This is a genomic window from Prevotellamassilia timonensis (assembly GCF_021531665.1).
Classification (GTDB): Bacteria; Bacteroidota; Bacteroidia; order Bacteroidales; family Bacteroidaceae; genus Alloprevotella.
In genome coordinates this window covers 15879-29585 of record NZ_JADYUH010000031.1, presented here as the reverse complement: position 1 = coordinate 29585, position 13707 = coordinate 15879, and the positions used below count along the sequence as shown (strand labels likewise).

At 44.9% G+C, this 13707-nt stretch carries 15 protein-coding genes and 1 pseudogene; all 16 read right to left on the bottom strand.

Annotation, left to right across the window (positions count from 1 at the left end; all coding sequences use genetic code 11):
* Positions 1-201: 201 nt before the first annotated feature.
* The 16 genes and pseudogenes from I6E40_RS06615 to mnmE all read right to left on the bottom strand — a co-directional run bounded on the left by I6E40_RS06615 (position 202) and on the right by mnmE (position 13646).
* A complete protein-coding gene (locus tag I6E40_RS06615) occupies positions 202-459 on the bottom strand; it encodes a hypothetical protein (protein ID WP_235386250.1) in 258 nt (85 codons plus the stop codon).
* Positions 460-641: 182 nt separating this feature from the next.
* Positions 642-821 (bottom strand): transcriptional regulator, encoded by a 180-nt coding sequence (locus I6E40_RS06610; protein WP_235386249.1) that lies wholly within the window; start codon positions 819-821, stop codon positions 642-644.
* A gap of 26 nt (positions 822-847) precedes the next feature.
* Entirely contained in the window at positions 848-1600 is a 753-nt protein-coding gene (locus I6E40_RS06605; RefSeq protein ID WP_235386251.1) for an MBL fold metallo-hydrolase, read from the bottom strand.
* Positions 1600-2136, bottom strand: coding sequence for a flavin reductase family protein (locus I6E40_RS06600; protein ID WP_235386248.1), 537 nt, complete (start codon positions 2134-2136; stop codon positions 1600-1602). The genes I6E40_RS06605 and I6E40_RS06600 overlap by 1 nt, the downstream gene beginning before the upstream one ends.
* 113 nt (positions 2137-2249) lie before the next feature.
* Positions 2250-2480: a hypothetical protein gene (locus I6E40_RS06595; protein WP_235386247.1), complete on the bottom strand. Its 231-nt coding sequence runs from the start codon at positions 2478-2480 to the stop codon at positions 2250-2252.
* A 237-nt stretch (positions 2481-2717) separates the two neighbouring features.
* Positions 2718-3116 carry an FKBP-type peptidyl-prolyl cis-trans isomerase gene (locus I6E40_RS06590; protein ID WP_235386246.1) on the bottom strand — a complete coding sequence of 133 codons (399 nt, stop codon included), beginning with the start codon at positions 3114-3116 and terminating at the stop codon, positions 2718-2720.
* A 7-nt stretch (positions 3117-3123) separates the two neighbouring features.
* Positions 3124-3609, bottom strand: coding sequence for a nucleotidyltransferase domain-containing protein (locus I6E40_RS06585; RefSeq protein ID WP_094381474.1), 486 nt, complete (start codon positions 3607-3609; stop codon positions 3124-3126).
* A 132-nt stretch (positions 3610-3741) separates the two neighbouring features.
* Positions 3742-4173, bottom strand: a pseudogene (locus I6E40_RS06580) (NADPH-dependent FMN reductase); the annotation flags it as partial.
* A gap of 199 nt (positions 4174-4372) precedes the next feature.
* Positions 4373-4960, bottom strand: a complete 588-nt coding sequence (locus tag I6E40_RS06575; RefSeq protein WP_235386245.1) for a sugar O-acetyltransferase — start codon at positions 4958-4960, stop codon at positions 4373-4375.
* Between the two features lie 131 nt (positions 4961-5091).
* Complete coding sequence (locus I6E40_RS06570) at positions 5092-5778, bottom strand: SDR family oxidoreductase (RefSeq protein ID WP_235386244.1); 687 nt, start codon at positions 5776-5778, stop codon at positions 5092-5094.
* A gap of 57 nt (positions 5779-5835) precedes the next feature.
* Positions 5836-7608: an alpha/beta hydrolase fold domain-containing protein gene (locus tag I6E40_RS06565; protein WP_235386243.1), complete on the bottom strand. Its 1773-nt coding sequence runs from the start codon at positions 7606-7608 to the stop codon at positions 5836-5838.
* Positions 7609-7654: 46 nt separating this feature from the next.
* Positions 7655-9526, bottom strand: a complete 1872-nt coding sequence (locus I6E40_RS06560) for a DUF262 domain-containing protein (RefSeq protein WP_235386242.1) — start codon at positions 9524-9526, stop codon at positions 7655-7657.
* 3 nt (positions 9527-9529) lie between these two features.
* A complete protein-coding gene (locus tag I6E40_RS06555; RefSeq protein WP_235386241.1) occupies positions 9530-10801 on the bottom strand; it encodes a DUF262 domain-containing protein in 1272 nt (423 codons plus the stop codon).
* Entirely contained in the window at positions 10798-11841 is a 1044-nt protein-coding gene (locus tag I6E40_RS06550) for an alcohol dehydrogenase (RefSeq protein ID WP_235386240.1), read from the bottom strand. The genes I6E40_RS06555 and I6E40_RS06550 overlap by 4 nt, the downstream gene beginning before the upstream one ends.
* Complete coding sequence (gene trxA / locus I6E40_RS06545) at positions 11838-12140, bottom strand: thioredoxin (protein WP_235386239.1); 303 nt, start codon at positions 12138-12140, stop codon at positions 11838-11840. The genes I6E40_RS06550 and trxA overlap by 4 nt, the downstream gene beginning before the upstream one ends.
* Positions 12141-12227: 87 nt before the next feature.
* Positions 12228-13646 (bottom strand): tRNA uridine-5-carboxymethylaminomethyl(34) synthesis GTPase MnmE, encoded by a 1419-nt coding sequence (mnmE, locus tag I6E40_RS06540; protein ID WP_235386238.1) that lies wholly within the window; start codon positions 13644-13646, stop codon positions 12228-12230.
* Between the last annotated feature and the right edge of the window lie 61 nt (positions 13647-13707).

The following is a 13707-nucleotide window of genomic DNA, read 5'->3' as shown; positions in this document are numbered from 1 at the left end:
CATTTTCAAAGAACTCTTTGGCTGTGCGGCATAGTCGTTAGGCCATATGTTGAATTTTTAACGAACTATTGATATAGAATATTTTTTATTATCTAACAATCTAATGTTTGAAGTTTAATGATTGAAACAAGGCGATGGTACATTCTCCTCAAATATCTTAGGATATATATGCCCAGAACGAGGTGTTAAAATAATGCCTGCTCATTGGATGTCATGGTGGTATTCTTTTCTTGTCTTTGCCATAGCTTCTGTTGCCATGTCGTGTGTTTCGATGAGCAATGGGCTTTTGTGGTATGGTACGATTTTGACACTAACAGAATTGTGCCGTGTTTTCGCCTCGATACACTGGCTGATGAGATCTGGATTGGCAGATTTCGCTGTAGGTGTTTTGTCAAAGTTCTGGATGTAGGCTGCGTTGGTTAGGAAAAGAATGTCCGAACCGTCAGGCAGCTCGTTCATTACTTTAACCATAAGCGTTAGCATCATACGGAACTCTGTGGTATGCAAATCACTGATGACATCACGACTGATGATGCTACAGTCGTGCTCTATCACAACGGCAGCACCACCAGCACGTTCTTTATGACCGTAGTCACATGACCCGCCTATCCATACATAATATGTTGTCGAGTCCGGTACCATCACTCTGCAGGTGCCCATTTGCAACGAACAGGAGAGACGATTGCGCCCTCTGCCTTCAGCTGCTTCATAGCTGCATCCACCTCTTTGCGGCCGAGACCGCTGAGTTCTGCGATTTTACCTGCGTTAAGAGGCTGACCTGCCTCTTTCATTGTTGCTAATACTTTTGCTTTTGCGTCCATTGTTTTGATGATTTAATGTGTTATTATTATATTGTTATGCTGTCTCCTTCGTGTCCGATGCACCATAAGGGGACATCCTTTTCTTTACAGAAGGGCTCCATGCGCCACGCACTCTCAAACCCACTCATGACAAAGTGCATTGGAACGAACATCCCAACCTTGAAGTGGTCGATAAATTGACGCCCTCCGAGCGTATAGCCATTGCCGATGCGTCCGTCCACAGGGAACATCACAAGGTCAAACGAGTCGGTAATCTTTCGGATGTCTTTAAGTTCACCAAGGAACCGCTTTTCCTCTGCCACTGGATTGATGTATTGACCAAACTCTTCACTGAAGACCTCTCCTTCAGGCGTGCCGTCAACAAGAAAGCGTGCGTACCAGTTGCATAGGTCACCAGCATGAAAGATGGTTTTACCTTCTGTCTCAACAATCCAGCTCACGCCACTGTCATTGCTGCCCATGGCTGACACTTTCAGGTTCTCATCTGCCCATACCGTTCCTTTGGCCATCCATACATCGGCATCCTCTTTCTGCGCTCTTCTTCGTTTGAGTATATCCTTTGACAGGATGTATGTGATATTGGGGATGCTATTCTTCCATCTGAGGATTGCTTTAGTGAAGTGGTCCTCATGGAAGTGGCTTGAAAACACGTACACATGTTTACATGTATTCATGTACCCACTCATGACATCGGCAGGATCCATCCAGTAGTCAAAGACCAGGATGCACCGAGCCGTTTCAATAAGGAAGCCACTATGGAAGATGTATCTGAGTGTCATCATTTCAAAGCCTTGCCATCTGAGAATGCCTTTCCAATGGTCTTGCCAAGTTCGATGTAACCATGATGTATCGGGTCGAACACGATGAGTTCCATCTTCTCCATGTCGGGCTTGCCATCCTCTGCCAGATAGTTCTCATCCACAAGGATGTTGACTATCTCTGCAACAATGTAGTAACCCTCTTCCGACTCGTCAATCTTTTCCTTGATGCGGCACTCCAAAATCATGGGGAAGTCGGTGAAGACGGGCGCGTTGACATGCTCTGCCTTCTCGCATTTCCAACCTGTCTTCGTCATCTTGTCTGCATCGTTCTTGGCTGATACGATGCCTACGAAATCAGCAGCTACCATGGTCTGTTTTGTAGCAAATGTCACGGTAAAATCAGGGCAGTTGTTCAAATTCTCGGTAGTGGCATGTGCGCCCATGGCAATCATAATCTCCTTTGCGTCCCATTGACCGCCCCAAGCAGCATTCATAGCATTGGGCTTGCCGTTCTTATCGTATGTGCCGATAATCAGTACCGGCTGTGGAAGCATCCACGATTTTTGTCCAAATGATTTGACCTTTGGTCTTCCTCCTCCTTGTAAAGCAGAGTTAATGCCTGCATTACTCTGCGTTTCCTTCGTTCGTCGGTTCATTTTTATTCTATTTATTTTGTTATCAATTCATTCAATTTATCTTCTCGTATTATCTTCGGTTGTGCCTTACCTGCCAGAACGAGTATCTTCTTCCCATTCCTGTAGATGTGCAGCTGCCTGCTCCGTACCACAGCCGTCAAGGTTTCATCATCCTTCATGGATTGCCATATCGGATAATACACACCATCAGGTTCAAACAGCTTCTTAAGGTGTGAGCACATGTTGGTTGTATCTATTGTCATAGACTCATCTGTTGCTTCTTATTTCCAATGTTATATCCATATATGACCGCTTGCCGTCTATATAGTCGGCATAGAGGATTTCTTCGCTTCTGCCTTTCAGAACATGGCATTTGCCACATATCTCACAATTATGCAGACATCTCCATTCGTTCAGAACATAATCCAAACGTTCCTCTCGTGTCGATGAATCAATATTCGGAGCGGTCATTATTATCCATATCAGAAAGTTATCTGTTCTTACGCAATCCCAAGCAGTTCTATCTCGAAAATGAGAGTGGAACCTCCTGGTATGCCTGGTTGCGAAAACTTGCCATAACCCATTTCGGCTGGGATATATACCTCCCATTTGTCGCCTACACACATCTGCTGCATAGCGATGATCCATCCTTCAATGAGGTCGCAGAGACGGATAGCCAAGGGTGCACCTCCACGGCTGCTGTCAAACTGCTTGCCGTCGATGGTACGGCCTGTGTAATGGGCAGTGACAATGCTTCGAGGCGTAGGATGCTTTCCATCAGTCTTGCCCTCTGCCAACACCTTGTAATAAATGCCCTTGGGGAGAGCCTTCACTCCCTCCTCCTGCGCCTTTGCTGTAAGCCAATCCTTGTTGGCTTGTACGTATTCTCTTTTATTCATGTTCACATTATATTCGTTCAAGTATAGCAAGGTCATGTATATCTTTATCACGAAGCTCATATCCAGTATGAAAGACCTTCTGAGCTTTTAATGATATACATGGAATAGTTCTTCCCTCAAGTACAGCCGTACCAAAGAAATCAGGCTGGAATTCATACCATCCCCCATTCAAGTCAGCTTGTTTGGAAGTTCCATCGCTATTCAATACAAATGGATGGATATCGATATACCCCAATTTTTCACTATGAAGTTCTATTCTGTTTGGATAGCAGTCCGTCTCAATCAAATAACCCTTTTTTTGCAAAAGTGTTAAAAGTTCATCATGATATTGGGCATCGAAATCAATGTCAATATCCCGATGCGTCCGGGTCTGCTTGCCATACAAAGCATCTACACCCCACCCACCATCTAACCAATACTGGATTTTCATGTTATCGAGTAAGTCCAGTACTTGAAATAAGTCAGAAATATTCGTTGTCTCTTTCTTTGTAATGTGTAAATCGCTAATATAGTCTATGAATGCATCCACCTGCCGTTTCAAGCTAGACCTCTGTGCTTCGGTCAGTATCATACGGCCTTCCGTCCACGCCTCCATGTTCAGTTGGATGCCCGTCTGAGGTTCCGTCATCACTTCTGCATGGATAAACGGCAGCGTGAGCAGTTCGGCCAGCTTCTCACGGCACTTGGCTGTTGCCGATGCGCCACCAGCACCGCTAAGAGCCACCTTCTTGCCGTTGATGGCAAGCGGAGTCTGACGATCTCCTGCTATGAGCGGACGTGACATCCAGTCGATGAGATTCTTCAAATGACCAGGGTAACTGTAATTGTATTCAGGAGAGAATATCCAGAGTGCATCCGCCTCTGCTACTTTTTCCCTTACTCTCTTGACCGCTTCGGGCGCAGGAAACTCGATGTCCTGATTCATCAGCGGCACATCCGAATAGTCGAGATATTCCACCGTCGCACGCCCGGCGAGCATCTGCTCCACCTCTTCTGCGAGCTTCTTGTTGAACGATTCCTTGCGCAAGGAACCGATGATAAAAAGTATCTTCTTCATTATATGTCAAAACTTGAAATGTATAGGTCTTGCAAACTCATCTCTATTCTCCAGCCCTTTTACATGACCGAGGGTTATACTGCATCGGACGAACCTTCGGCTTGCCGTCCAACCCTATTGTCGCCAAAAACTGGATGCCGATATTGTCCAGATAGTTGGCCAAATCACGTAATGTTATCTCTTGTTCCATAATGATGTTTTATCTGTTCCAACATTTTTGCCTATCTGCATCCGTTATTGGACGGATGACCCTACATGGATTGCCCACAGCCACGGAATTGTCGGGAATATCCTTCACCACCACGCTGCCGCCACCGATAACGACATTGGAGCCGATGGTGACACCTGGCATTACATGTACGCCAGCACCTATCCACACATTATCACCAATAGTGATAGGAAAAGCATACTCCAACCCCTCGTTGCGACGCTCAAAGTCTATGGGATGTCCTGCTGTGTGGAAACCGCAGTCTGGCCCCACAAACACATTGTCTCCAAACCGTATCTTCGCAGCATCCAGGATAACGAGGTTGTGGTTGGAATAGAAGTTCTCGCCTATCTCGATATTATAGCCATAGTCGCACCAGAAAGGGGCGGTAATCATGAATGCCTCTTTCGTTCGTCCCAGAAGTCGGCGAATCAAAGTCTGCTGCCCTTTCGTATCTGATGGGCGCAGGTGGTTATAGTCGTAGCAGAGTTCCTTGGCATGGATGCGCTCTGCTAGCAGTTCCGTGTCATAGTTGGCATCGTAGGTCAGCCCTGCCAACATTTTCTCTTTCTCGGTCATTTATTATTTTTTAAGTTTTACTATAGTTTTCAGAAGCCATTCTTATCATATTTGTTTCAAATTAAGATTTCCTTGTCTTCTGATCCAATGTATTAATGTAAATGTAGCGAAGAAGGGGAGGAGCCGGTTATTCAGTTATGTCTATTCAGCGTCCAACCATGATCGCCATGGTAAATCATCTGCCGGGTCATGCCTCCGTCGATGCAGATGTTCTCGCCTGTGATGAAGCCAGCTTTGTCGGAGCAGAGGAACAGTACCATATTGGCGATGTCCATCGGATTGCCAACACGCCCTGCCGGCTGTTGCACGGCATCTGCGCCTTCGTATTCCTTAAAGTCCGTGTCTATCCATCCAGGAGAAATGGAGTTGACCCTTGCCTTGTTCCGAAGTGTTACGGCAAGGGCATGGGTGAGGGCGGCAATACCTCCCTTGGCAGCTGTGTAGCTCTCTGTCTGCGGCTGACTCATGCGGTCGCGCGAGGAGGATATGTTTACTATCGATGCTCCTACGGCAAAATACGGAGCAAGCAGCTTGACAAGATAGAACGGTGCGGTCACCCCAACTGTCAAGGCATACTGAAACTCCTCCCAAGTACATTCATCCAGCCCCTTCATCAGAGGCAGGGCATTATTGACGATGAAATCCACCTTACCATACTTCCCGATTACTTCATCTGCAAAGGCTTCCAGCACCTCCTTCTTGGAAATGTCCCCAACGAAATGGTCTCCCTCACGCATATCAATGACCGCCACCGAAGCCCCTCTCTTTCGGAACTCCTCTGCGATACATTTGCCGATGCCATGCGCGCCGCCTGTCACTACTGCTATCTTGTCCTTATATTCCATTGCAGTTATCTTATTGTAGTCGACGTTCAATTATTTGTCACAGATAAATCCAATGGCATCTTTGACTGCTCTGTCAAATGCCGTATCCTGGCCGGGAACTGTAATGAAAAGATGTACGGCTCCTTTATATTCTATCCGTTGTATCTTTCCGCACATCCTTTCTGCAAGATTCAATCCTTGATCGCGCAGAATGTCCCTTTCTGCAGCGATGAGCAAGGTTCTCGGAAGCATATTCAACACTTCATCACTACACAGGCCTACGCTAATGGCGGAACAGCGATTGTCCGCATTGATGGTGTACGCCCGATTGAAAGCTTCCATGATTTCGGCATCCAGACCACAGCCTTTACCATAGTGCTGCCATGATTCCGAACCATCGTCAAAAGCCTTTGTCACAGGGTAGAACAGAAGCAAGGATTCTATTTTGCCGCAGCATTTTTCTGACAAAGCCGTGGCCAAAGCAAGGTTGCCTCCCGAACTGTCACCGCCAATGGTGATGTGGTTGGCATCAATATGTAGCTCTGCAGCATGGTCGATGATGTAATTGACGGCAGAGATACAATCGTCCAGTCCTTCAGGATAAGGGTGCTCTGGAGCCAAGCGATAGTCAAGAGCGATGACTCTCATCTTGCCCGATGCAGCCAGGGCATCACAGAATCTTCCACAACTGTTGATGCTGCCAAAAGTCCAGCCACCTCCATGCAGATACAACAAGACAGGAAGGCATTGGTCTTGACTTCCCTTGGGCTCATATAGGCGCATGTTTGGGGTAATCATCTTCGTTTCCACATGGTCAGAATACTTGGGTGGAGCATTCCGGGCATTGCGCACAGCCATCAACTCTTTGTTATCTCCATCAATAGCCCTGAGTATAGCCAATGTCTGTTTGTGTTGTAGGTCCGGCGGCATGTTGCGTAGGAATTCATCCGCCTGGATGCGCATCAAACATTGTTCTGCAATCTCTGCCACCTCTTTCTCCTCTTTAGACTTTTGCAAGAAGATGGCAATAGATAAGTGAGATCCGTCGGGCAAAAGAATGATTCCAACATCGTTTCTATCTTGTCTTCCGTCAGAAGAAGGAAAACCAGAACCTGTCTTGTGAATCAGTTTGCCGTCTTTGGGCAAGACTGCTGCTATGCGTTGCTGACCCGTATTACAATCAGCCATTGTATCCCAGATAAAGGAGAGATTCTTGTTGTCATCCCTATGAAGATAAAACCACTCCAAGAGCCTTGCCATTTCTTTTGGAGTGGCTGAGTTTTCTATGGCTCTATGAGGATTCTTTTTCATCTCCTTCTCTGTCAGTCGCACATGGATGTCTTTGAATCCAAGCGTATGGATATATTTCTCTACTGCATCCGGTTGTCCGCATGATGCAAACAAAAGGTCGCACGCATTATTGTCGCTCTGTTTCAATGACCATTCTATTAACTCTGCAAATGTGAAATAACGCATACCTTCAAATATTGACAGCATAGGCGACCATGTCTCAGCGTCCAGACTATCCTTGTGCACAAGAACAGAGTCGCTCAGTGTCAGTCCTTTCTTGTGCAAGTAGTCTGCTACGTATAAAGCCTGTGGGAATTTCATGACGCTATGCATGGCAAAAGCACTATCCTCCTGATGACCGCAATATAAATCCCCATTCATAATGCTTGCCCCATATGAAAAACATGGGTATTGACCTTTCGCCTCTGTAGTCTGGGTATAAACCAGGAAAAAGGTGAGAAGCATAAAAAGTAGGATTTCGCTCACTCGTTGAGTTCCACCCGTGGGGCTAAATATGATTTGATGTATCTTCATTTTTTAGTTGTTCAATTCATTATTTTGATGTTAGAAATAACTACAATTACATTCCACATGCATCTTTCAATAGATTGAGCATTTCTTCCTCATGTTTGGAGCAAGTATCTTCTCTCCATAATTGACTGTTGTCGGTAGTCATTTCGCTCATTATTCGTAATTTTAAGCTCCCTTTGTCAATCATTTCTTGAAATGTTGATTTTTTTGCACTTGGATGCAAATTGGAGAACTTTGAGTTAACGCTTCTCTGAATTAAGCATAAATTTCCAAATCTATCCACTCCATTTGGACCTTCATCCTCCCAACGTGGAAAACTTCCTTCCGATGGGTTGCGAGGATACCAATGTTCAACTGAGTTTCTGAATTCAAAATCAAAATCTATCTTTGGGCTCTTTTTCCAAAGCAGAAAATCAAGATAGTTGAGAACAATGTGTGGGGTAGCCACACCTAAATAGAAGTTTTCTTTATTATTTAAGAACTCTCTAACAGGTTCTCTGGCTGTATCATTTACAATATCCTCATAAATCCATCCTTCCGGGGCACGTTTAAGAAAATAGTCCGTCAGCCAAATCAGAAGTTTTGTAATCCAGTGCATAACTTTGGGTGAAGTAAAGGAAACACGCATTGCGGCCTGTAGCATTAGAATGTATTTATTATGCTGCTCATTATACCAACGACCATAGTCCACTACATTGGTGAGTTTGTAGAGAGCTTTTTTGTTACCTCCTTGTCCGTATGAACATATCTCTTTTAAACTCCATTCTCCATCTTGTGCCGCATCTCCGACATACTCTCGCTTGATAATATATAAATCAAATAGATAGCGAGTCCTGAGCAAACAGATGATAAAACTTTTAACAAAATATTGGGGGTTAATGGGTTTATTGTTGATTTCACCCTGACGAATCACGCGGTCAAATGCATCTACTAATTTTTTGTCATCCAACATTTTGTCAAGCAAGTCTGTCTGCGATGTGATGTGTTCTTGATGGACAAAGACACGAAGTGTATGTAGAAGAAAATATGAGAAATTGATGATACTTTCAAATCGTGTTTTCTGATTTCTTTCGTTTGATGCCTCTTCCGTAGTTATTTTGAAGTCAGTACTTATAGCCTCTTTAATAGAATAACCATTAGTCTGTTTCTTCGAGATAGATAAATTGAGATAATCCTTTATTCTTTTTACAGGTAATTCATTCCAATATGATCCAAAAATTTCCTCTCTTATATTTTTGGGGAAATGCATTTGGATATAACCATCAATATTTCTGCAAGCATCCCATATTGTAGCAAAAATTTCTTGCCACTTTTTGTCTCCTTGCAAATAAGCCATTAGGTTAGCTTTGAGTACATCGCTCTGCTCCAGTTGTTCACCGCGTGTATTCATTATCTCAAAATAATGGTTAAGATCTGTATGCTTCGGAACTTCAATGCGATACAACACCGTTTTGCAGAGATTATTCTTTAGTTTTTTTATATCTATGCTTTTGAGTTTATCTCTAATGATATTGTAACCACTTAAAAGCTCTTGCTGGATGTTGCTATCATCAATTAGGACATGAGATGTTTCTGAAACTATTTCATTGATGTGTTCCAGAGTGTAGTTGCTTTTAGCTCTGCAGTCAAACCTAAGAGCTACGTGTTCTTTGTTATGGATTTCTTCAAGATAATTTAGTAACAAAAATAGTGTTGTCAGGCGTTGTTGGCCATCAATAACTTCATATGCATCATTTCTACGATGTACTATTAATGACCCGATATAATATTGTGAATCGTTAGGAACATCCATAATGTCATCTATTAGTTGAACAATATGTTTTTCCTCCCATGCATATCCACGTTGATACAGAGGCACAATGTAATGCTCATTTGTGAAAATGTTCTTTTCGTTAGTGATAATATGAATTCCGGTAACCATATTCTAAAATCCTTTATGTTTCATGTTTGTTAATAGTTCATGTAGCATCTGACGTTCTTCTACGCAATTATTGTAAGACAATTCTTTTGAATTTGGAATATTGATTATTGTGTTCCCAATTTCAGTATGTTTCCGTGCTTGTGTAATCATAGAAAATACAGGCTTATTATTGAATATTCCGTCTCCAATTGCATATTTGTTTATGGAATCGAACGATAGATTATTCAGCTCAATACGCAGCATAAAAGCCCACATAAAGAGTTTCTTCAATGCTAAAGGGTCAAACTCATGGAAACGGTCATAATATAGTAGAATAGAAGCTTTGTATAGTTTCCTTACATGTTTCATTCCTATGCTGCAATTATTCATTTCTAAATATGGTCGGATTTCATCAAATTCACTCTTGCTTGTTAGTTCTGACTCTATTATCTTCATTAACTGCAGATAATGATCCACCATTTCAAAAAAATCGCTGCCGGAAACAAATGGTTCTGTTATTTGAAAATACGGCATAGCCTTGTAAGTGCGGCGAGCAAAGGTATATGGACAATCAATAGATACCCCTTTATAGGTGTCGATGTCCTTATCTGTGAATTCCCATGTTTTACGTCCTCTCGACCAATTCCATATAGGAAACAGATAATCGCAGAATAGTTCTCGGATTTTTGCCATGTCTTTCTCTTCCCATTTGTTCACAGCATATTCCATATCATAGGTGTTTCCTTGCATCTCTCTGAGGTGGTAGGCTTTGAGCAAATCGTGAGGGTCAAGAGCTCGGCCGCGTGTGTTTTGTGAATCAAATAGTTGAAAGGCTTCTGACTCTTTATCGACATAAATAATAACTACTTCAAGTATATCCTTCATTGCATTAATGAAAGCAGTTTTTTCATCCTGTGTTCGTAGAGAAAACCACTCTTTTATACAATGATAGTTTTCATTAATATGCTTGAGCGTTGTGTTATCTGTGAATTTGGTGCTGAGAATACTATTGTCAAATTTAGCATCCAGATAGTGATTCAACAGCGTTAGCGAGATTATACGCTGCTGACCATCTACTACGTGTAGAGTGTTACCATCTTTATGCAGAATAACCGTGCCAACTCTGTATTTGAAGTCGGTATATAATCTATTCTCGCTAATTGCATGTTCAATGTCAAGAAGTAAATCCGTAATATTCTGAACGCCCCATTTGTATGGACGCTGATATTCTGGAATACTTAAGTTTTCCCTTAAGCAGTTGCTCACTGAAATTATTTGAGGGTTGTCCTGTTTCATAAATTGTTGTTATGTATAGTTGTTTTGATAACTCCATCTCGCTTCTGCTCAAAGATTTCATAGGCTTCTGTTATCCTCTCCAATGGGAAACGGTGCGTGATGAGCGGTGTTGTGTCGATTTTGCCCTCCTTGATGAGTTGCAGGATTTCCTCGCAGTCACATCCATCCACACCTCCTGTCTTGAAGGTGAGGTTCTTGCCGTACATCTGAGGCAGAGGCAGCAGCTGTGGTTCATCATATAGGGCTACAATGGTTACGATGGCATTCGGACGGGCACATTGCCATGCAAGTTGGAAAGTGTCCTTACCACCTGCCACTTCCAGCAATCGGTCTGCACCTCCATGGTCGCTGTGCTGCATGACGAAATCAGAGCATTCCTCTGGTGTCGTCAGCAGTACATCGGGATAGTGTTGCTTGACGAAGGCGCGTCTTTCTTCTGATTTTTCGCAGACGATGACACGCTTGGGATGTTTCAGCATTGTGCAAAGCAAAGTGCAGATGCCTGTTGGTCCTGCTCCGATAATCAGCACGGTGTCATCCGTAGAGATTTCGCTGATGCGTGCCGCCCAAAAGCCTGTAGCGAGGATGTCACCCACAAACAATGCCTGTTCGTCTGTAACACCGTCGGGGATATGGTTCAGTCCCTGCTGTGCCAATGGTACACGAACATATTCCGTCTGACCGCCATCGATGCGGCAGCCAAGTGCCCAACCTCCATGTGGGGAGGTACAGTTGTTCACATAGCCATGCTTACAGAAGAAACATTCTCCGCAGAAGGTTTCCACGTTCACGGTCACACGATCGCCTTTACAGAATCCCTGGACTTCACTGCCCAGTTCTTCCACAACACCTACCATCTCATGGCCGACAGTTATCCCAGGCACAGCCCTCGGTACGCTGCCATGCTTGATATGCAGGTCACTTGTGCAGATGCTACTCATGGTCACACGGACAATGGCATCGGTAGGCTCTTGGATCATCGGCTTGGGCTTGTCAATCAATTCAAACCTGCCTTTATCTATATATGTATATGCTTTCATTGTTTCATGAATGGGTCAATCGTTGCCAACAACTCTGATTTCTGCACCACACCACTCGTTCTCCACAGCACTTCACCGTGTCTGAACAACATGAGTGTGGGCACAGACTGAATACCGTACTGGCTTGCTGTCACCCCATACTTGTCCACATCCACCTTGATGATGCGGATTCTGTCACCCAGCACTGCCTTCACCTGTTCTAAGATGGGGTGCATCATCTTGCATGGCTGGCACCATGTGGCGAAGAAATCGACCAAGACAAGTTGGTCGCCTGATATAACGTCTTTGAATGTTTCCATCTTTATCTGTCTATTTCTGTAAACTATTGAATACCTCTTTGCTTAGATCTTATATTCTCATAGTTGCTTCTCTCTTCTTGTCGCATCCTATTTTCCGATGCAAAAGTGCCGGAAGATGTTCTGAAGCGTGTCGGAAGCGGAAATGTCGCCGACGATGTCTGAGAGATGGTGGATGCACTCGCGGAGGTCTTGGCTGATGAAATCACCGCTGAGTCCGCTGTGCAACCCTTCCATCACGCGGTCAATGGAGACGAGCGCTTGGCTCAAGGCTTCATAGTGACGGACATTGCTGACAATCAACGCATGGGCAGAATGGGTTTGAGTGAGGGATGCCACCTCTCGGGTGAGCAAGGCACGAAGGCGGACGATGTCATCGGAACGGCGTGCGCTTATATATATAATGTGTAGAGGGGCAAGTTCGTGCTCTGCGAGGAAGGCGGCGAGGAGGTTTTCCAAAGTTTGCTGCTGCACCACTTCCAGCAGGTCCGTTTTGTTGGCAACGAGCAGGAAGGGCTTCTTCCGGAGATGAGGAAGGAGTTGAGTGGTGAGACTTTGAAGTTGTTCTTGCACCCGCGATGCGTCCAGCATCCAGACGAGCAGGTCAGCCTGCGAAATCTTGTCAAAGGTGCGCTGAATGCCCATGCGCTCCACCTCGTCTTCGGTTTGGCGAATGCCGGCGGTGTCAATGAAACGCACCAAGGTGTCACCCATGACCACGGTTTCTTCAATGGTGTCGCGAGTGGTGCCGTGAATCTGACTGACAAGGGCACGCTCTTCTTGTAACAAGGCATTGAGAAGCGTGGATTTGCCCGCGTTGGTCTCGCCGACAATGGCGATGGGGACTCCCTTCTTGAGTGCGTTGCCAAGTTTAAAACTTTGGCAAAGTGCGGAGAGAGAATCGTGAATGTTTTGGGCGAGTTCGTTCAGTTCTGTCCGGTCGGCAAACTCGAGTTCCTCGTGGTCGGAGAAGTCAAGTTCGAGTTCCATGAGGGAAGTCAGGTGGAGCAGTTCGTCTCTCAATTCTCGAAGTTTTCGGCTGAAGCCTCCTCTCATCTGTGACATTGCCATCCGATGGTTCGCCGCGGTGGTTGAAGCGATGAGGTCGGCAACTGCTTCTGCCTGGCTGAGGTCCATTTTGCCGTTGAGGAAGGCACGCTTCGTGAACTCTCCCGCCTCAGCCAAACGGCATCCGGCACCGAGGAGCAAGGTGACGATTTTTTCGACAATGAAAGAAGAACCATGACAGGAGATTTCCGTGGCGTCCTCTCCGGTGTAGGAATGAGGCGCTCGGAAGACGCTGACGAGAACCTCGTCAATGACCTCCTCCGGATTGGCGGGATTCACGATGTTTCCGAACGTGAGGGTTGCGCCTTTCTTTTGGGCAAGAGCCGTTCCCCCTTTGGGTTGAAAGATGGAAGACGTGAAGGAGATGGCATTTTCGCCGGAGACTCGGATGACAGCCAAAGCACCGCCCGGGGCGGTGGCAGGAGCACAGATTGTGGACATGAAAAAGGAGAATTAAGGTGACTTTTCATGCAAAGTTAAGAATTATGACCTATATTTGCCC